The organism is Rhodococcus sp. 27YEA6, assembly GCF_044908235.1.
In the GTDB taxonomy this organism is placed as follows: domain Bacteria; phylum Actinomycetota; class Actinomycetes; order Mycobacteriales; family Mycobacteriaceae; genus Rhodococcus_F; species Rhodococcus_F qingshengii.
The window spans coordinates 389,365-408,802 of the sequence record NZ_JBIYCY010000003.1; the positions used below are offsets into that span (position 1 = coordinate 389,365).

The following is a 19,438-nucleotide window of genomic DNA, read 5'->3' on the forward strand; positions in this document are numbered from 1 at the left end:
CCGATTCGTACAAGTCGAGGACCACCCGCGCCGTGCACCATCGAATACATGCTCACCCTCATCGTCAGATACGGGTACGTCCCGTTCATGCTCTTGGGAATCAACGGAGCCGCAATCGCGCTGGCGGCATCCGGCGCGCCGAAATGGTCACTGGTGGCATTGATTCTCTTCGCAGTGGTCTGCTCTTTCGCGGCCGAACGGACGCTTCCCTACGAATCTTCGTGGAATGCCCCGGGACCGGACAGGTTTCGCGACGCTGTCCATGCGTTTGTCAACGAATCCCTCATCTTGGTCAGCGTCGCGGTCATCCCGTTGATGGCAGCGGTGATTCCGTTCGACGGGCTGTGGCCGATCGGTCTTCCGTTTGTCGTTCAGGTCGTCTTCGCAGTGTTGGTTGCCGATTTCGGCATCACCGTCGTGCATTTGATCAGCCACAAGGTTGGATGGTTGTGGCGTTTCCACGCGGTTCATCACAGCCTCGAACGGTTCTACGGTATGAACGGACTGATGAAGCACCCCGTGCATCAGACTTTCGAAACCGCCGGTGGCGTCCTGCCACTGATCCTCCTCGGGATGCCCGTTCCAGTTGCCTCGGCGCTCGCGGTTTGTGTCGCTGTCCAACTCCTGCTTCAGCATTCGAATTCCGACTACCGCATCGGCCCCCTGCGCCCGATACTCGCCCTCAACGCCGGCCACCGATTCCATCACCTGAAGTGGGCGGGAATCGGTGACGTCAATTTCGGTTTGTTCACTCTGATCTGGGATCACCTGTTCCGCACTTATTCTTTCGATCCGGAAAAGCGATTCAGCAGTGACGATCTCGGAATGGCGGCCAAGCCCGACTACCCGGACGACTACCTCGGCCAGTTGGCCGAACCGTTCCGGAGACAGAACTGACGGACGATCGGTGGAGATTCAGCCCGCGAGTACCCGTCGCATGACGGGCTTGGCTGCAAACGCACTGGCCAACACCAACGCGATCCCCACAGCCAGGGTGACGCCCAACTGAACCAGCGCCATCGGAGTGGTCAATACGGCTGCCCCTGCCAGCGGGAAGAGGAACAGCAGTGCAGCGCCGGCGCCGGCCAGTGCCATCACCACCACGGGAGTGCGAACGTGCCGCATGCGGGCGCTGTCCATCACCTCGACAGGTGTACCGGCCAGAGTCAGACTCCGATACAGCTCACGGTTGTCGAGGATCCCGGATACCTGGGTGAGCGCAGACGAGATTGCCGCCAAAGTGAATGTTGCTCCGAGAGTGAACAACACCCCGGTTCTCATGTCCGCGAACAGGAACTCCTGCCCTGGCTGCAAATCCTGCCCTTCCCCGTTGCCGATCGCGGCGAGGAGAGATGTGCCTGCGGCAACAAAGCTGGCCATCGTCACACCGCTGACCGTGCGCCACACAGCCTTCGGATTATCCAAGACCCGACGCGCCGCAATCAGCGAAGCACCGTCTTTGGCGCATTTGAGCATGATCCGTCCAAGCAGCGAAATGACGAACGGACCGACCAACGCAACAACGCCGAAGCAGAGACCAAGGCCCACCAGGATTGCCGCGATGCTTGCCGCGGAGCCCCCGAATGCACTCCATCCCACAAGAACCCCCACCCCAGCCACCGCGAAGATCATCTTCGGTGCGGCGCTGGGATTGCCCGCCGTGACGCCCAACGGGCTCACGAACACCTGGCGCATCCCGAGCATCGACGTCAAAGCAGCCAGGATGGTCATTCCGAATACGATGCCCACCAGCGGAAGTGCGCCTACCCAAAGCTCACTCCACTCGAATGTCCGACCTTGAAATCTCAAGAGAGCTACGAGCGGCAACGCGAGGAGGTATCCCACCACACCGATCAACGCACCGGCCAAGCCCTGGATACCCGATTCCGCAGCGCACAGCGCAACGATCTGGCGAGGGGTGGATCCGATGAGTCGCAGCGAGGCAAGTCGTTCGTCGCGACGGCGCGCGCCCAAGCGGGCCGCCGCCAGACCGAGAGTGACGGCTGGAACGATCATCAACACCGAAGCAACCCCTGCGAGCGCTAGGTACGCCTCGGCTTCGGGTTCGCTCGATCTGCCCGCAAATGCACCGTAGCCGCCGAGCACCGTCAGCAACAACGTCGTCGAGGCGGCAAATGCGGACACTGGGAGCGCGAAGGTACTCAAGGCCTTTCGGCCTTCACCTCGCACCGTCATCAATGCAACGCGCGCTGTGGCCTTCATGCCGCCACCTGTGTCCCGACGAGCGAACCGGCCTGCATCATCATCGTGCGATCACACCACCGAGCGACTTCGACATCGTGAGTGACGACGACCAACGCAGAACCGATCTGTTGAGCCGAATCACGCAACACCCTCATCACTTCCCAACTCGTCTGCGCGTCGAGGGCACCGGTCGGCTCGTCCGCGAAGAGAACGGCGGGTTTGGTCACCAACGCTCGCGCAATCGCCACACGTTGCGACTGCCCACCCGACATCTGACCCGGGCGACGGTCCTGCAGCCCGTCCAGTCCCAATGGCGCGAAGAAGCCGTGCGCCGTCCGCTTGGCTTCGGCGATGGACAACCCGTTGAGCACCAAGGGCAAAGCGACGTTCTCGATCGCCGGAAGCTCCGGCAACAGTTGGCCCGATTGAAAAACGAATCCGTACGACTCGCGTCGGAGGCGGCTGCGGTCGTTCTCACCGAGGTTCTCGATATGCCTGCCGCTCAGGAGGATTGCTCCCGAGTCGGGCTTGACGATTCCTGACATGCAATGCAGCAGAGTCGACTTGCCCGACCCTGAAGGACCCATGATGGCCGTAGCAGTACCGGCGCGCACTTCCAGCGATACACCTCGGAGCACTGGAACGTCGCCGTACGACTTACCCAGCGCGTGGACCGACAGGACTGCGGGTGCTTGTGCGTTGTTCATGATTCCACCTTCTCGTGAACCCCTCGCCAGCACATCGGCCCAGCGCACGATCTTCGAACCGAGTGCGGTCCTACCGGAGGATGACCGGACCCCGAGCTCTGTCAGGGTCGTCACTATGATTTCCGACATGACCTGGTCCGGCGCCGTCCACATGGAGCCCGGAATTCTCATGTTCACCGGCGCAGTGGGATCCGCGCACATGCATTCGCATGCCGCTGTTCAGATCATGATCGTCGACGACGGGGACGTCGCGGTCACCGACGGAAACGGCAACAGTGAAGTCGTAGCTGCCGTGGTCATCCCGTCCGGGGCGGTCCACGCGTTGTCCGCCTCCGAGGGCGCGCGGGGACGAGCGATTTACGTGGACTCCACCACGGGAATGGGCCGGCGCATCAGGCCGCCTGTATCCGAGCACGGTGGTGTGGCCGACTGGTCGGACCGTGGTCGGACCGCAGTAGCGATGACGGACCGTGGCGCTGATTCGGATCTGGAATACGCAGCGAGGCTGATCGATTCACTGTCCGAAAGCAAGCAGCCGTCGAGCGTACGCGCTCTTCACCCTGCACTCGAGCATGCTCTGACGATACTGCCCGAGCGACTTTCGGGGCCGATAACGGTGACGGACACCGCCGCGCTGGTCTCCATCTCGCCCGGCCGATTGGGAAGAATCTTCAACGATCAACTGCAGATGAGTTTTTCGACCTACATTCGTTGGTTGCGGCTACGACGCGCCATGGAAGTGATGAGCGGTGGCGCAACCCTGACAACCAGTGCACACGAGGCCGGTTTCACCGACAGCGCCCATCTCAACCGTATCTGCCACAGTATGTTCGGGCTCACGCCCAGCGCCGCGACCGGCGGCCTCACCTGGAATTGACGCTACTCCTCAACTGATGCTGCCCGCCGCCGACCTCGCCAGTAGCGACAGACGACTGTAGAGGCGCGCCAACCCCGGCACGTCCCGGAGGCTGCCTGCCACTTCTTCGACGTAAGCGTCGGCGTAGATCGTCAGCCGCGCATCGACGTCATAGAGAACATCGACGACATTCGCGAAACGGCGAAGGGCAAATTCCGACGCCTGGGCGAGCACCGGCACTCCGAAGATCACCCAGTCGTCGAAGCGTGCGGCGAGCGCGAGATAATCGGCAGCCGCGGTCGAACCAGCACACAGCACCTCGAAATCGAACCAGACGACACCGTCTCGAATCGCCGAGCACTCCAATGTGCGTGTGCCTATCGTCAATTCGACACTTTCGCCCGAAGGCCGCGTAATTCCCGAGCCGACGAGGAATTCCCCTGTCGCAAATCGGTAGTCCCCGGCACCTGGCTGTCCTGCCGTCCGATAGTCGACGGAGCCACCCAACTCGATCACCTCGAGAGTCCGCTCCATCAACTCGATCGACGGAACGAACTGCTCGTGAAAAAGCGGATTGGGAAGAAGATCGGTCGGCGGAACATTGGACGTGACGACAACAGTCACGCCTTTCGCGACGATTGTGTCGAGAACCCTTGCCATGAACATGGCGTCGGCGACGTCGTCGAGGTGGAACTCGTCGAAACAGAGCACACGGATTCCATCGACGACGTGATCCAGTGCCACGCCCATCGAGCCGAGTTCATGCGCCCGAGAGTGCAGATCTGCAAAGAACCGATGAAAGTGAATGCGCCGCTTGCCGACCGGGAGCCCGTCGTAGAACTCGTCCATGAGCATCGTCTTCCCGCGGCCGACGCTACCCCAGAGATAGATCCCACCCCCGACCTCACCGCCCGAGATCCGGGCCTGCAGTGCGTCGAGGGCTTCGCGTGCCGCCAACTGCTCTTCGTCCAGTAGCATAAGACTCCTCTACGTCTGTAGAGTCGAGGCTAGTGATCGAAGGCAAATCGAGTCAATGTGACCCTCACGACGCACCATCTGCAACATTCAACTCCGGCAACATTCAACTCCGGCAGCATGCAACATCGACAGCAAGGAACGGCATGAAGCCTGATCGCAGAGCCCTCATCGCGGCATCCGCCGTCACGATCATCGCCGAGCAGAGCCCGCGTGCACTCACCCATCGGGCGGTTGATCAGTCCCTGGAACTTCCTGCCGGTTCGACGTCGTACTATTTCCGCACTCGCGAGGCACTACTCGAAGCAACCGCATTGCACATCGTGCACCGGTCACGTTCGATATTCGACGAACTCCGCGAGAGGCCCAGCGATCCTGCTGCCCTGACGGCCGAGTATCTCGATGATCTTCTCTCGCACCGCAGACACGAATTGATCGCGAGATATGCACTGCTCTTGGAAACTCCCCGAGATTCGGCATTGCACCAACTCCTCGAAGACAGCCTGTTTTCACGGGAGAAGGCAAGGCCTGTCTTCGACATCATTGGCGTTGACGATCCTGACGTCGCCGCCGAAAATTTTCTGAGCCTTCTGGAGGGCTTGATCTTCGACTACTGCCTCGGAGCGCGTAGCCGAGATCCCCGCTCCTCCGAAACCGTTCGGCAACTTCGGATCCCGATCGACATCTATCTGCGCGGAGTTGGTGCCGCCTGAAAGATGTTGGTCAGCAGAGGCTTCCGGTGCATGGCCGTTGACCAGAGAACAGTGCCGCGACAAACGGGGTGCTGTCTGGAACCGAAGCCGGAACGGTTCCCAGATGATCAGTGGGATAGGTATGGAATGCAAAGTCGACACCGTTGGCAGTAAGGTCGGCCGCGAACTTCAGTGTCAGCGGTGCCGGAACATCGATGTCCGACAACCCCTGACCGATGAAGAACGGGCGGTCGTATCCTGCGGTCGGCACAGTGAGCAGGTCACGCGCAGCCTCCATGAATACTGGATTGTCCAGCGACTTCGTCAGCACCTGCCCGAGTGTGACGGTTCCGTACTTCGTGCGCGCCTCGGTGTAGCACATGTTGTTCTCGACGTCGTCGAGGATGGTCTTGCCGAGCGGGGTCAGATACGAGTCGATGTCGATATCCGGCCGCGAAGCACGCAGTCCGTCAAGAACGTTCGCGATGTAGACCGTCGTACCCTTGAGCGGAAGCGCCGGGAAAGCCGGACCACCGAGCGGTAGAAGATTCTCGATGTTCGAGGGGACACCAGTGGCGACAGCGCCGCGGTAGTCCAACTCCGGCGCGTAAGCAGTGGCAAGCGAAGCGGTGAACATAGTCGCCTGCCCGCCCTGCGACTGCCCCATCGCAACCCATGCGCTCGACAGGTCGTCGTCGACCGCACGAGCGGCACGCACCATGTCCACAACGCTGTGTGCAGCGGAACGACCGTCGAGATACGGGTGAACACCGGGTGTTCCGAGCCCCACGTAGTCGGTGGTCACGACCGCGTATCCCTGCTCCAGCCAGTGACCCAGATGCGTCGCGGTCCGTTCGAGTGGAACACTGCTGCTCGGCGCACACTGATCCGCGACACCCACCGTCCCGTGCGCGTAGGAGATGACCGGCCAACCACCCTCGGGCGGAGCTCCCTCTGGGCGATACACCACACCGGTACTCGTCATGGGCGCATCCTTCGGGCCCGTCGACCAGTACGTCACCTTCGTTGCGCTCACGGCACCCGGGATCACCCGGTCGGGACCGAGCAACTCCTGACTCACGACAGCACCCGGAGCATCGTTCGGTTCCGCTCCGGCCGGCGCCGCAACTGTCAACGCCACCAACGCACTCGCACTCAGTCCGACGAGCGTCCTACACAGTCGCTTACTCACGTACTTCTCCTACCGATTGCGGTGACGGTGCATATGTGGTGATCGGCCCCACATCAGCTGATCGAGTTCAGACCATAGAACAGCCTTACCATTTGGTCAACCTAAATTTCCGCTCCGCATCGACCGTCGTGACACGCCTGCTCGGGTAGGGTGGCGGTGTTCGATACGTGCAGGTCCCCCGCGAGATCAGGAGGCCGAAAGGCTCTCATGTCAGCACCTGATCTCCCGACCTTCCCTGCTTCGCAGCAGAAGTCGGTGGCCGCGATCCTCCGAGCAGCAGGTTGCGTCTTCGCCGAAGACGAGGCTCGCCTACTTCTTGACACCGCACGCTCTCGCGATGAACTCGACGCGATGATCGACCGACGAGTTGCCGGCGAACCACTCGAGCCCGTCCTCGGATGGGCCGAGTTCTGCGGCTTGCGCATTCACATCGACTCCGGAGTCTTCGTCCCACGCCGGCGCACCGAGTTCCTCGCCCGGCAGGCCTGCTCACTTGTCACCCCAGGAAGCGTCGTCGTCGACATGTGTTGCGGCTCAGGAGCTGTCGGTGTTGTCCTGCAGTCGACGCTCGACCCCGTCGATTTGTACGCGGTAGACGTGGAACCGGCCGCAGTGCGGTGCGCTCGCCGAAACATCACACCGCCCGAGCGCGTACTCGAAGGCGATTTATTCGAACCACTGCCGACGAAATTACTCGGTCGCGTGGATGTCGTCGTCGCCAATGCACCTTACGTCCCCACCGAATCGATCAGGCTGATGCCGCCCGAAGCCCGTCTTCACGAACCGCTGGTCTCGTTGGACGGCGGTACCGACGGACTGGACCTGCAGCGTCGCATCATCGCGGACGCCGCGCCGTGGCTACGACCGGGTGGCTGTCTTCTCGTCGAGACGAGTACGGAGCAGGTCGAAATGACTGTTGAAACATTCACTCGGGGAGGGTTTCTCACTCGGGTGGCAACCTACAGCGAGACCGCGTCGACCGTGGTAATCGGTCAGCGTTGAAGGCGATCGGATCCTGGCGTGGACCACTCCCGAGCGCGGGCGGCAAAGCCGTCGACAAAAAGCCCGAACGCGCGATCGACGCGGGCCCGGTCCCCGGTGGCCAGAAGATCCATCGACAGACCCCGCATTTGCGAGAGCAACAGAGTAGCGACAGAGGCAACATCGTCCTCGGGGCAACCCGCTTGTCGTAGACCGGCTTCCAGTGCCTCGATCCAATCGCCCACAAAACGGTCCAGGAACCGTCCGTAGCGGTCGCGGTCGCCGAGCGCGAGGGCGTAGATCTCGACCATCACCCGGAACCGCGGCAGGACCTCCGGCGTCGTACGTTCGGTCCACCACGCAGTCAGCACTGTCGCCGGATCGACCCCCGGTTTCATCGGCACCGCAATCGGAATGGACTCACCACGCATATTCTCGATGACCTCGGAGAGCAGATTCTCCTTGCTCTCGAAATGGTTGAGCAACGACGCATGCGACACACCCACGGCCTTGGCGAGCTGCCTCACCGTCAACTCCCCGACACCGTTGTCGATGACGTAGCGGGTCAGCGCGTCGAGCAACTCCTCACGTCGCCCGGCGTATCTCAGGCTGCGTTTGTCGATGCGTTCGGGCTCCGGCACACATCCACCCTACCGGCCGGAATCACCAGGTCAGCGGCTGACTGCCTTCTGATACCGACGAATAGCGAACGGCACGAAGACGATCAGCAAACCGAAAGTCCACAACAACGACGCGATGACCGGATTCTGCAGCGGCCACGCATCCGGAACCGTCATCGCAGGATTGGTATTGCCGAACAATTCACGCACCGCCTGAGTAACCGCCGACACCGGATTCCATTCGGCGATCACTTTGAGCGGGCCGGGAAGATTGGTGGTCTCGACAAAAGTGTTCGCGATGAACGACAGCGGAAAGATGACGATGAAGCTCGCGTTGTTGAATACCTCCGGTGTCCGGATCCAAAGCCCGACAACAGCCATGACCCACGACAACGCGTACGCGAAGAACAGAAGCAGCGCATAACCCGCCACCGCTTCGAGGAAACTGGAGTGAATCCGCCACCCGACCAGAAGACCGGTCAACGACATGACCACCAAACTGATGACGTTGATCAACACGTCACTCGACGTTCTGCCGGTCAGCACGGCAGACGGAGCCATGGGCAGCGATCGAAATCTGTCGATGATTCCTTTCTGAATGTCTTCGACCATCCCCAAACCAGTCCAGGTAGCACCGAATATGACCGTCTGCGTGAAGATTCCGGCGATCAGGAATTCTCGATACGACGTGCCCGGGACGGAGATCGCACTGCCGAACACATACGCGAACAAGAGCACGAACATGATCGGCGACAAAGTGGTGAACACCAGCAGATCCGGAACGCGCTTGATCTTGATCAAGTTTCGCCTGGCGATGGTCAAACCGTCTTCGAGCGCCATCTGCACGGTCATTTCTGATCCTCCAGTTCAGCCTGGTGCCCGGTCAGTGTGAGGAAGACATCGTCGAGAGTGGGTCTGCGCAGGCCGACGTCGAATACGCGGATACCTCGTGCCGACAGAAGATTCAGCGCCGCGACCAACGCGTCGGTGCCGTCGTCGACAGGAACAGTGACGCGACGGACATTCTCTTGAACCTGAATGTCCCCCACGGCAAGCGAGCGCAATTCCTCGCGGACGATGTCGAGATGTTCGACCTCGTGCACGCTCAATTCGATGCGCTCACCCCCGACCCGCGCCTTCAACTGGTCTGCAGTACCGCGCGCGATGACCGAGCCGCGGTCGATGACGGCGATCTGGTCGGCCAACCTCTCGGCTTCCTCCATGTATTGCGTCGTGAGCAACAGCGTGGTCCCCTGAGCCACCAACCCTTCGATGACGTCCCAGAGACCGAGTCGCGCCCGAGGATCGAGGCCCGTGGTCGGCTCGTCGAGAAACAACACCTGTGGCCGAGCAACCAATGCGCCGGCGAGATCGAGACGTCGCCGCATTCCGCCGGAATAGCCCTTGACCGGCCGATCTCCAGCCTCGACGAGATCGAACTGCTCGAGCAATTCACGCGCTCGGGCCTTACTGCTTCGGGCGCCGAGATGATACAGCCGCCCGACCATGTCCAGATTCTCGTAGCCCGTCAGGTACTCGTCGACCGCGGCGTACTGACCCGAAGCACCGATCTTGGATCGCAACGCCCGCGCATCCTCGACCACGTCCAGCCCGGCAACCTTGGCGCGTCCACCGTCGGGAATGAGCAGCGTCGTGAATATCCTTACCGCAGTGGTTTTTCCGGCGCCGTTGGGGCCCAACAGAGCCATCACCGAACCCTCGCGCACTTCCAGGTCGATGCCGTCCAATGCCGTGACGTCGCCGTACTTCTTGACCAGCCCCTCGGCCACAATCGCTTCGGTCATGAGCCCTCCCGCATCGGTAATCCGTCGGTAGTCCGTTCCCCAGTGTGACCCAGGAGGCCGACACATTCCAGGAAATTTCGTCAGTTGCCCGGCTGCAATCACCTCCCTGGTTTCGCCGGTGCCTTTCGGCCACGAGGTACGGAACAGACCACACGTCCCAGTCCTGTCCAATACAGCCGATAAATTTCACCGACCTTTCGACGGATATATATCGGAAAGAAAAACCCGAAATTCTTGAACAAAGACCGCTTTCAGGTATTCATGATGAACGCGGCAGCGTTACACTCGTTCAGCAAGTGACACTCGGGCCGGTGACGGTTGACTTATGGTGTCGAATCTCGAATTACAAATCAGACAGAGGCCGAAAAGAATTGAATCACCGATTCAGTGCACGCGGGGAAGACTCACACTTCGGGGGATCGAGAAAGGCTGACTGTGCCATGGGTATCAGAACTCGATACATCCGAACTCCGTGGATCCGAAAAACGGCGAAATATTCCTTCGAGACCATCTGCTTCACCCTGGCCGTGATTGTCGCGGCCGCACTGATCGCCGCGTACAACACACAACCACGCTCCGCGTCGACGTACACGCCGGCCTCGTTCTCGGCGAATCCTGAATCTGCAGCGCTGCCCTTCGACATTCCACCCAAGTCAGCACTGAACGGAAAGTTGGTTTTCGCTCACTACTTCCCGCCCTATCCGGTTTCGATCGACAATGCGAATCCGTCTGGCGATTACTATGCGACACAATATCTTACGTTCAACGGCGAGAACAACAAACACGTTCGCTACGGAGGATTCCTCCGCGATCGGCCGACACCGCGGCAACCCATCGCCGATACGCAGTGGCGCCAACGCGACCTCGAAAACGAAGTTCGTTCGGCAATCGCCGCGGGCATCGACGGATTCTCCGTCGACATCATCGCCAAGGCAACCGACACCAGTTGGTGGGTTCCACCGTGCCCACCGCCCTGATCAAAGCGGCCGCAGCAGTCGATCCGAATTTCAAGATCATGCTCATGCCTGATATGAACGGCGCGTTCAAAAACATGACCGCAGCTCAAATGGCAGCAGAGATGAAACCGTATTCGACCATGGCATCATCGTTCAAATTGAACGACGGACGGCTCGTGATATCTCCATTCCTTGCCGAAAACAAGACTGCGGGCTGGTGGTCGGAGTTCATCACTCTGATGAAGAATTCTTACGGCATAAATGTGGCATTTGTTCCGGTTTTCCTCGACGCTGCAGCCAACCGGAATTCTTTTGCATCGATCAGCTACGGGATGTCGAATTGGGGTAATCGAAATCCGGCAGGAAATCCGCTCTCGGGATCGAACCCGAACTCTCCGATGGGACTTGCCGCTGCCGCTCACTCCTTGGGAAAGATATGGATGCAACCAGTCGCCTTCCAAGATGTTCGTCCAAGTCAGTCGATCTACGACGAGGCACAGAATTCACAGAATCTGCAGAACATGTGGCAGATTGCGATTGCGTCCAACAGTGAATGGGTACAGCTCGTCACCTGGAACGACTACAGCGAGGGAACGTCGTTCGCACCCAGCGCCGGTCATGGGCGCGCGTTACTCGACATGAGTTCCTACGGGCTGTACAGCTTCCGCTCCGGCGCCTCACCCGCGATTGTTCGCGACACCGCGTATCTCGTCTATCGCAATCAGTCGGTCTCCGCGGTCCCCGTCAATCGCTCTGCTGCCCCTATGACACTGCGCCAATGGTCATCCCCCGCTCGCGATACCGTCGAGGTTCTCACCTTCTTGACCGCTCCCGCAGTCGTCAAAGTGACGGTGGGAACCACGATTACCACCTGCAATGCCCCGGCCGGGATGAGCAGCTGCATCGCCCCGTTGAAAGTAGGTTCCATCAAGGCCTCTGTCGTTCGCGGCACTACCGAGGTATCTCGGGTGAGTTCACACGCGGCGGTGACGGCCACACCGTACAACCAGAATCTCGAGTACCTGGTCGATTCCAGTCGGAGATAACGGTGACGAAGATCGGGTGAGTCCGTCGACTCACCCGATCTTCGTTGCGCCATCGGTTTCGGCTGCAATTGGTAACTCGGGCCGCGATACCGCCCCCGTCCGCTCCACCCTCACTGCCAAGGTCACCGCGGCCGCCAGTGCCGATACGCCCGCTCCGATCCAGTACAAAACCGCGAACGAATGCAGGGTCGGCACAGTGCTCGCACCGATCACCACCGTCGAACCGGCCAATACCGCTGCCGCAACGGCGCTTCCGGTGGAGGTACCGACCGAACGGAGCAGGCTGTTGAATCCGTTGGCCGAGGCAGTCTGATGGATCGGCGCAGATTCGGTGATCAGAGTCGGCATGGCTGCCAGGGAAAATGCCACACCGGCCGATACCACGGCAGCGCCGATCACGATATTGACCAGCGTCGGCGTCAACAGCACACGCAAGACGTATCCGATTGCGATGACGATCGCTCCTGAGGCCAACGTGGCCTTCGCTCCCCATCGCCTCGTCACCTTCGACGACACCGGCGCCAATCCGATCATCAGGACTCCGCCCGGCATCATCGCCAGTCCGGCTTCGGCAGCCGAGAGTCCGAGACCGTCCGCCGACGCCAGGGGCAACTGAAGTTCCTGCGTTGCCGCCAACGCGCTGATGAACATGGCAAAACCGAGTAATACTGCGCAGACGTTCGAAACCAGAATCGGAGCGCGAAGTGAAGTCCGCAGATCGACCAGCGGTGCCGGCGTGTGCAGTTCCCACGGAATCCATCCACAGAGCAAGACCACGCCGGACGCGATCAGAACCAGAACCTCGGGGCTTGCCCAGCCCCATTCGGTTCCTTTCGAAACGGCCAGCAGCAGTGCAGTCATAGCGAGTGTGAGGACCGTGGCCCCCAGAAAGTCGAAGCGTCCGCGACTCTTCACAGCCGATTCCGGCACCACCAGCGGCAAGACGACTATCAGTACTACCCCGAATCCACCGGTGACCCAGAAAAGCGCGGGTAGTCCCCAGTGCGCCGAGATCACCCCAGCCATCGGCATACCGAACATGCCACCGATCCCCAACGTCGCACTCATGAGAGCTACTGCACCACTGAGCTTTTCCGGAGGAAGGACATCGCGCATGATGCTGATTCCGACGGGCAGAAGTGCCGTCGCGAACCCCTGCAACGAGCGCCCGAGGATCAGTAACCAGAAACTCTGGCTGAGCGCCGCAACCATGCAGCCGACGATCATCACGGCAAGACAGACGAGCATCATCGCGCGCTTACCGAACATGTCGGCGAGTCTGCCGATGAGAGGGGTTGCGACGGCACCGGTCAGCAACGTCGAGGTCACCAGCCAGGAAGCGGTGGAGGACGATACTCCCGATGCCGTCGCGAACGCAGGCAGGACCGGCACCACCAAGGTCTGTTGCAGCGCGACCACCACACCGCTCAGACTCAGGACGCCGACGACCCACCCGGTCCGCGCTTTCGCGCGAACAGTCTTGTCCGTCAAGCGTTCGAGCGAGCGGCTACTCCGGCGTCGACAGGAACCACGATGCCACTCATGTGGGCACTCGCGTCGGCGGCGAGGAACAGGACTACTCGCGTGATCTCGAAGGGATCCAGCCAACCGACCGGCTGCGCATGCAGAGTCGCGTACACGGGTTCGACGTCGTCTGCCGTCGGCGATTCGAGGTCAGGCCGCATCATCGCGTACATCATGTCGTTGTGAATCATCGGCGTCGAGATATTCCCCGGTGCAATAGCATTCACGGTCACACCCGAGTTTGCCAGTTCGAGCGACACACTCTTCGTCAAACCGATGACGCCCCACTTGGAGGCGCCGTACGCAGCCATCTGGGTGCCACCGGAGCGACCCATCATCGAGGAAATCGTGATGATGCGACCGTAACCACGTTCCGCCATTCCACCTGACACGGCCGCAACGGTGTTGAACACACCGGTCAGGTTCGACGAGATGACTTCGTTCCACTGCGCCGACGTCATCGACGTGATCGGAGCGGGCACGGACACACCGGCATTCGCGACGGCGATATCGACACGGCCGAACTCGGCTTCAGCGCGGGCAACGAGCGCGTCCATTGCGTCGCGATCAGCAGTGTCTGCCTTGACGGCAATGCACCGACGACCGGTGGCTTCCACCAAACGAACGGTTTCCTTCAGATCCTCCTCGTTTGCGAGGGGGTAGGCGACGACATCACTGTTCTCGCACCGGTCGCAGATCACGATGTCCGCGCCACGCTCCGCGAATGCGACAGCGTGGGCGCGCCCCTGACCGCGTGCGGCGCCGGTGATCAGTGCAACTTTTCCTTCGAAGCTGCCTTCGAGGCTGTTCATGCCGTCTCCTAGTTCGTCGTATGCCAGCATGCGCTGTACTGCATGCGTACTCCGAACCCGCCCGAAAGAAACAGTCGATCCCGGACAGCGGGAATCCAGCCGGTTACTGGTAAACGGCGGTCTCGAATTCCAGGTATCCGTTGATGGATCCAGCGTCCGCGAACGGCAGAATCTGCGTTGCCCAGAACCCGCCGACGCCGGTCTGCCGGTCGATCCAGTAATAGAGGTTGGCCAGACCCGCCCAAGCCAGCGATCCGGCCGGCCTACCAGTGGGCGCCACCTCTTCATTCGTCATGAAGGAGTACGCCCATCCTTTGGGGACGCCGGGGAAGAATTCCGCATCGTTGGACAGCGTCGGGAGAACTCCGGGCAACAACCCCACGTGCTGGCCTTCGAGCCCGTTCTGAACGGCTGCAGCTACCGTCTCCGACGACAACACGCGACCCGAAGTGCCCGCGCCGTCGTTGAGCCACATACGAATGAACTTCATGTAGTCGCCGACAGTGCCGTGCAAACCGTGACCACCCATGTGCACCTCGGGTTCGGCCGGAAGCTCGAATCCGATGAGCGGAGTGAGGCTTCCGTCGCTCTCGCGCTGATGGATCGGTGCAAGTCGATCCTTCATCGACGGGCTCATCGTGAATGCCGTATCCGTCATCTCGAGAGGTTCGAAGATGCGCTCGCGCATGACATCGCCGAGTCGCTGACCTCGAATCGACTCGACGACCTGTCCGGCCCAGTCGATGTTGGTGCCGTACTCCCACTTCTCACCCGGGTCGAAGAGCAGCGGTGTCGTGAGCGCCGCTTTGCTACACGTGATCACGCTGGGCTGCCCATGTTCCTGTGAGAGCCGGTTGTACGACTCGTTGAAGAAGTCGTAGCCGAACCCTGCAGTGTGAAGGAGCAGCATGCGAGTGGTGATGTCACGCTTGGGTTCCCGAAGAACGGGGTTTCCGCCGGCGTCGAAACCGTCCAGGACCTTCAGCTCACCGATGTCGGGAACATAGGTCGCTGCAGGTGCATCGAGATCGAGCAATCCCTCCTCCACACATTGCAGGACAGCGGTACCGGTGATCGCCTTGGTGGTGGAGAAGAGCGCAAAGGTTGTATCGAGGGTCATCGGAACGCCGGAACCGAGAGTCCGCTCGCCCGCAGCACCCTCGTAGATGTTGCCTTCTCGATCCGTAATCATCGCGACCACACCCGGGACGCGATCAGCCCCCTGAGTTGCTCGCGCCAGCACGTCGTCGAGGCGCTGCTTCGAAAGGGGCTTCCGCGCAATATCTTCGATCGTCACTGCATTTCTCCATCCGACTTGCAACTTGTCTTGTCGAACAGAATGTAACGGCGATCACATACCCGGTTCTGCCTCGAAACGGCAGGAAAACTGTCTCGTTTCGGCAGAACCGGGCAGAGTCTGGAGTCAGCTCTGGGGCGCTCCGATATTCACCAGCCAGGAAATGCCGAATTTGTCTGTACAGGCGCCGAATTCGTCGCCCCACATCTGCTTCTCGAGTGGAACGCTCACCGTTCCCGTTCCCGACAACTGCTCCCAGTACCCGCGCAGCACATCGCCGTCGTCGCCGCTGAGGCTGACCGTGATGTTGTCGCCGGGGTTGTACGGCATGCCGGGCGGAGTGTCGGCACCCATCAGGGTGTATCCCCGATCGGTTTCGAGCATTCCGTGCATGATCTTGTCGCCGCCTTCACCGGGATTGCCGAACTCACCGAACGTGCTCAGCGCCAGCGTGCCACCAAAGATTTCTTTGTAGAACTCCAACGCCTCACGGGCATTGCCGTTGAAGCTGATGTACGGATTGAGTCGAGTTGCCATGACGTACTCCTAGCTCGTGGGATTGCTGTCACGTTCGATTTCAATCCTTGCAGAACGCTCCGACACGAAACAACGGATCACGGCAGTTCATCGAGTGCGTAAAACGATCGTCATGACCGTTCAAACAACTGTCCTCAGAGTCGATTCCGGGTCTCGGAAGGCAACTCTCCGAACCGTTTCCGGTATGTGGCCGCAAACATGCCCAGATTGACGTAGCCCCAGGCGTTGGCGATTTCGGAGACGGTTCTCCCGTCGGAACGCAACAGTTCGCCGCGTACACCCTCCAACCGACGCGCGCGCAATCGTTGCCCCGGCGTGGTGTCTCGGTACCGTCGAAATCCCGCAGTGAGCGCCCGGACACTGACACCCACCGCAGCCGCGATCTCCGATGCCGTCGGCACCGAGCGAGCAAACGTATCGATGTACTCCTCTGCCGATCGCACGTAGGCCGGTTCGGCGGAGGCGACGTCGACGCCGAGTTGCAGCCCGGCCTGCGTCGCCCACTCGTCGAGAAGCTGAGCCGCGATGAGTTCTTGAACCCTGGCACCCAGCCTTTCGCTCGACATCGCCTCAGGCGACTCTGCAATTGCACGAACGACGTAGTCCATCAATGCCAGCCAACTCGAGCCCCGCCCGCCAATGGTGCACTTGTGCCGCCACAGACGGTCGTCGGGAACCGACCCGAACCATTGCATGGCGTGATCGGCGACAAGCTGATGCGGCACAGTGAGATTCAGCTGCAGATGATCTTCGTCGAATTCGACGAAGTAGTCGGTCCGGCTACAGTCGGCGACAAAGGTCTCCCCCACGGCAGTATTCACCGCAGTTCCTCCGCCGAGGGCATGTCGACCGTTGCCTCTGATAGTCGTCAGAACCAGAATGTTTCCGGCCTCAGGCGAACATTCACCGACGGAGACCGGAATCCCGTAACAGAATCTGGTGACGTCGATCTTGCCGACTGCCGCGGAGTACATGTCCGAAGCCGGCTTCAACCGACTTCCGATCGGCGTGACCGTATACGGCATGTAGATGTTGTCGGACCACTCCTTGATGCGGTCCCAGTCCCGAGAAAAGGCCTGGTGATGCTGCATAGTGGGCCGGCCGGCCGCGTCGATGAGCAAGGCATCCTCGAACATGGTTCGAGTATCGCACCAGGGCCCGGGAAGGTCACGCGAAGTGAGCTGACGTGATCTCTGGCTGTACGGCGGCGGGTCGTGTTGCAGCAAAAAGCAGCGAATCCACCGCGGTCCCCCGGATCACCATGTGTGCCCTCATTCGCCCCTCCTCCTCCATTCCGATTTTGGTGAGCACCGACGCCGACGCCGAATTCTCCGGACGACACGTTGCCTGCACTCGCTGCGCTCCGAAGCGAGCAAAGGCGAATTCCAGAACCGCGCGCCCCGCCTCCGACGCATAGCCTCGCCCTTGGAACTTCGGGTTCACGACAAAACCGAGTTCCGCCCGCCGGTGCGCGGCGGATACTTCCCACACAGCTACCGAACCGATGACCGTTCCATCGGCCTTCGACGTGATGGCCAGGGTGAACGTGCGACGTTCGACGAGCGCAGCTTCGAGTGCCGCGTCAGCCAGGAATGCCCTGGTAACCGCAGGGGTGTTCGGCCCCCAATCAACATATCTACAGACGGCAGGGTCGGACGCGTACTGATGGACGGCACCTTCATCCGCGGCAGTGAAATCTCGAAGAACAAGGCGTTCCGTAGTCAACGTGAACATCCAGCGATCCTAGAGCGAGCCCAAAAGCACCTCTTGACTCGAACACCTGTTCGAGTATGATTTGGGGAGGGGATCGGGGGATTCAATGAGTGTCTTGTTGTCGGACGTGGTGTCGGGTTCTGCGGTGGGGTTACGTGGACGTCTGTGGCAGTTGTCGGCTGCTGAGTTACGTGCGGCTGCGGTGTCGGCGAGCGCGGAGATTCTGCGCCTGGAAGCCGTTCGAGTGGCCGTGGTCGACGAACTCTCGTTGCGTTCCGATGATCAGGTGATCGCCAGCCGCGGTGTCGGTTCGTGGTTGGCGGCGAACACCATGCTGCAGGTTCGGGACGGGAAGAAGATCGCCGCGTTGGGTGCAGCGTTGCGGCCGTTTCCGGCGGTGGCGGCTCGGTTCGATGGCGGGGATTGTTCGTTCGATCATGCTGTGTTGATCGTGGCGTTCTGTGAGTCACCGCCGAAGGGCATGCCGGAGGAGGCGCTCCCTCGTTGTATCGATTTGTTGCTCGCTGCTGCGTCGGGTGTGGAGGCGACGACGACGAAGGTGCGGAACGTGATCGCGACCTTGGAGCGGTTGTTCGAATCGGATGAGATCCCGCCCGCCGAGGATGTCGATCTCAATGAGTTGCGGATTGCTTCGACGCTCAACGGTCGGGTGGTGGTGCGTGGGGATTTCGATGCCCTGACCGGTGAAATGCTGTTGTCGGCGTTGTCGAATCTGACGATGCCGACCCCGGCACCGGACGGGACTCCCGATGCCCGGTCGGCGGCGAAACGCACGGCGGACGGGTTCACCGAACTGATCCGGCGTTATCTCGATTGCGCCAAGACTGGTACCGATGGTGGTCAGCGTCCGCATGTGAACGTGCACATCAACGCCCGTGATTTGGCGGAGTATCGAGACTGCGCCGCCACACCCTCGCCCGATGGTGGTGGAGTGGCTGTGTCGGATCTTGATGTCGGGCACATGCCGTGGCTGGGGCCGCTCTCGGTGTCGCAGACCAGACTCCTTGGGTGCGATTGTTTCCTGTCCACGGTGCTGCTCGATGATCACGGCGCGCCCTTGGATGCGCAACCAGGTAAACGATTGGTCACCGCCGAACAGCGAGTGGCGTTGATCGCCCGGGACAAAGGCTGCGCCTTCCCCGGCTGCACGTGTGTACCGCCGTGGACCGATGCGCACCACATTAAGCACTGGGCCAACGGTGGCCCGACGGTGATGAACAACCTGGTCCTGCTGTGCCGTTCACATCATCGGCTGATGCACCGCAAAGCCGCGTTCGTCGGGAAATGGGCGATTCGGATCGGTGTCGACAACAAACCGTGGTTCATTCCGCCGCCCTCGATCGACCCGCAGCAGCACCCGCGACCGGCGAACACCACCTTCAAAACCTGAGAGGTCAAACCTCTTTGGCGACAACAGAACACGGACCGAGCACCGCATCGAAGGAGACCTCGATGCGGTGCCAACCGGCCGTGACGCTTGATGAAGCTGTGCCCACGAT

Annotated in this window: 20 protein-coding genes; 7 read left to right on the plus strand and 13 right to left on the minus strand. The window is 60.8% G+C overall.

Annotation, left to right across the window (positions count from 1 at the left end; genetic code table 11):
- The first annotated feature begins 48 nt into the window (after positions 1 to 48).
- On the plus strand, positions 49 to 897 hold the full coding sequence (locus ABH939_RS12095; protein ID WP_275231358.1) for a sterol desaturase family protein: 849 nt from the start codon (positions 49 to 51) through the stop codon (positions 895 to 897).
- An 18-nt stretch (positions 898 to 915) separates the two neighbouring features.
- On the opposite strand, the gene ABH939_RS12100 is transcribed toward ABH939_RS12095, so the two are convergent.
- Positions 916 to 2,223, minus strand: a complete 1,308-nt coding sequence (locus ABH939_RS12100; protein WP_020906135.1) for an FtsX-like permease family protein — start codon at positions 2,221 to 2,223, stop codon at positions 916 to 918.
- Positions 2,220 to 3,065: an ABC transporter ATP-binding protein gene (locus ABH939_RS12105; RefSeq protein WP_275231356.1), complete on the minus strand. Its 846-nt coding sequence runs from the start codon at positions 3,063 to 3,065 to the stop codon at positions 2,220 to 2,222. The genes ABH939_RS12100 and ABH939_RS12105 overlap by 4 nt, the downstream gene beginning before the upstream one ends.
- Between ABH939_RS12105 and ABH939_RS12110 the strand changes: the two genes are divergently transcribed.
- On the plus strand, positions 3,040 to 3,789 hold the full coding sequence (locus ABH939_RS12110) for an AraC family transcriptional regulator (RefSeq protein WP_275231355.1): 750 nt from the start codon (positions 3,040 to 3,042) through the stop codon (positions 3,787 to 3,789). The genes ABH939_RS12105 and ABH939_RS12110 overlap by 26 nt on opposite strands.
- A 9-nt stretch (positions 3,790 to 3,798) precedes the next feature.
- Here ABH939_RS12110 and zapE read toward each other — a convergent pair whose 3' ends face one another.
- Entirely contained in the window at positions 3,799 to 4,746 is a 948-nt protein-coding gene (gene zapE / locus ABH939_RS12115; RefSeq protein WP_054781070.1) for a cell division protein ZapE, read from the minus strand.
- Positions 4,747 to 4,889: 143 nt separating this feature from the next.
- On the opposite strand from zapE, the gene ABH939_RS12120 reads away from it, so the two are divergent.
- Complete coding sequence (locus ABH939_RS12120) at positions 4,890 to 5,456, plus strand: TetR/AcrR family transcriptional regulator (protein ID WP_404649649.1); 567 nt, start codon at positions 4,890 to 4,892, stop codon at positions 5,454 to 5,456.
- A gap of 10 nt (positions 5,457 to 5,466) precedes the next feature.
- Here ABH939_RS12120 and ABH939_RS12125 read toward each other — a convergent pair whose 3' ends face one another.
- Positions 5,467 to 6,627, minus strand: coding sequence for a lipase family protein (locus ABH939_RS12125; RefSeq protein WP_047269627.1), 1,161 nt, complete (start codon positions 6,625 to 6,627; stop codon positions 5,467 to 5,469).
- A 207-nt stretch (positions 6,628 to 6,834) separates the two neighbouring features.
- Here ABH939_RS12125 and ABH939_RS12130 point away from each other — a divergent pair, with 207 nt between their 5' ends.
- The gene (locus ABH939_RS12130; protein WP_007734053.1) at positions 6,835 to 7,629 is read left to right on the plus strand and encodes a putative protein N(5)-glutamine methyltransferase; all 795 of its coding nucleotides are present in this window, start codon (positions 6,835 to 6,837) and stop codon (positions 7,627 to 7,629) included.
- On the opposite strand, the gene ABH939_RS12135 is transcribed toward ABH939_RS12130, so the two are convergent.
- Genes ABH939_RS12135 through ABH939_RS12145 form a run of 3 tightly spaced genes read right to left on the minus strand, consistent with a single transcriptional unit; the run spans position 7,620 to position 10,033 of the window.
- Complete coding sequence (locus ABH939_RS12135; protein ID WP_007734052.1) at positions 7,620 to 8,249, minus strand: TetR/AcrR family transcriptional regulator; 630 nt, start codon at positions 8,247 to 8,249, stop codon at positions 7,620 to 7,622. The two genes, ABH939_RS12130 and ABH939_RS12135, sit on opposite strands and share 10 nt — an antisense overlap.
- 30 nt (positions 8,250 to 8,279) lie before the next feature.
- Positions 8,280 to 9,080, minus strand: a complete 801-nt coding sequence (locus tag ABH939_RS12140; protein ID WP_003945537.1) for an ABC transporter permease — start codon at positions 9,078 to 9,080, stop codon at positions 8,280 to 8,282.
- Positions 9,077 to 10,033, minus strand: a complete 957-nt coding sequence (locus ABH939_RS12145; protein ID WP_003945489.1) for a daunorubicin resistance protein DrrA family ABC transporter ATP-binding protein — start codon at positions 10,031 to 10,033, stop codon at positions 9,077 to 9,079. Before ABH939_RS12145 ends, ABH939_RS12140 begins: the two co-directional genes overlap by 4 nt.
- A 440-nt stretch (positions 10,034 to 10,473) precedes the next feature.
- Between ABH939_RS12145 and ABH939_RS12150 the strand changes: the two genes are divergently transcribed.
- Together ABH939_RS12150 and ABH939_RS12155 are read left to right on the plus strand one after the other, a co-directional pair.
- On the plus strand, positions 10,474 to 11,010 hold the full coding sequence (locus ABH939_RS12150; RefSeq protein ID WP_404649650.1) for a hypothetical protein: 537 nt from the start codon (positions 10,474 to 10,476) through the stop codon (positions 11,008 to 11,010).
- Entirely contained in the window at positions 10,995 to 12,035 is a 1,041-nt protein-coding gene (locus ABH939_RS12155; RefSeq protein WP_404649651.1) for a glycoside hydrolase family 71 protein, read from the plus strand. The genes ABH939_RS12150 and ABH939_RS12155 overlap by 16 nt, the downstream gene beginning before the upstream one ends.
- Positions 12,036 to 12,065: 30 nt before the next feature.
- On the opposite strand, the gene ABH939_RS12160 is transcribed toward ABH939_RS12155, so the two are convergent.
- From ABH939_RS12160 to ABH939_RS12185, 6 genes are all read right to left on the minus strand, one after another.
- The gene (locus ABH939_RS12160; RefSeq protein WP_047269629.1) at positions 12,066 to 13,526 is read right to left on the minus strand and encodes an MFS transporter; all 1,461 of its coding nucleotides are present in this window, start codon (positions 13,524 to 13,526) and stop codon (positions 12,066 to 12,068) included.
- Positions 13,523 to 14,371 (minus strand): mycofactocin-coupled SDR family oxidoreductase, encoded by an 849-nt coding sequence (locus tag ABH939_RS12165; protein WP_003945658.1) that lies wholly within the window; start codon positions 14,369 to 14,371, stop codon positions 13,523 to 13,525. The genes ABH939_RS12160 and ABH939_RS12165 overlap by 4 nt, the downstream gene beginning before the upstream one ends.
- Before the next feature lie 103 nt (positions 14,372 to 14,474).
- A complete protein-coding gene (locus ABH939_RS12170; protein ID WP_312638277.1) occupies positions 14,475 to 15,614 on the minus strand; it encodes a serine hydrolase domain-containing protein in 1,140 nt (379 codons plus the stop codon).
- Between the two features lie 180 nt (positions 15,615 to 15,794).
- Positions 15,795 to 16,205 (minus strand): VOC family protein, encoded by a 411-nt coding sequence (locus tag ABH939_RS12175; protein WP_312638269.1) that lies wholly within the window; start codon positions 16,203 to 16,205, stop codon positions 15,795 to 15,797.
- Between the two features lie 134 nt (positions 16,206 to 16,339).
- Positions 16,340 to 17,341, minus strand: a complete 1,002-nt coding sequence (locus ABH939_RS12180; protein WP_007734026.1) for an AraC family transcriptional regulator — start codon at positions 17,339 to 17,341, stop codon at positions 16,340 to 16,342.
- Between the two features lie 31 nt (positions 17,342 to 17,372).
- A complete protein-coding gene (locus ABH939_RS12185) occupies positions 17,373 to 17,939 on the minus strand; it encodes a GNAT family N-acetyltransferase (RefSeq protein WP_050655865.1) in 567 nt (188 codons plus the stop codon).
- A gap of 85 nt (positions 17,940 to 18,024) precedes the next feature.
- On the opposite strand from ABH939_RS12185, the gene ABH939_RS12190 reads away from it, so the two are divergent.
- A complete protein-coding gene (locus tag ABH939_RS12190) occupies positions 18,025 to 19,329 on the plus strand; it encodes a DUF222 domain-containing protein (protein WP_404649652.1) in 1,305 nt (434 codons plus the stop codon).
- Positions 19,330 to 19,438: the final 109 nt, after the last annotated feature.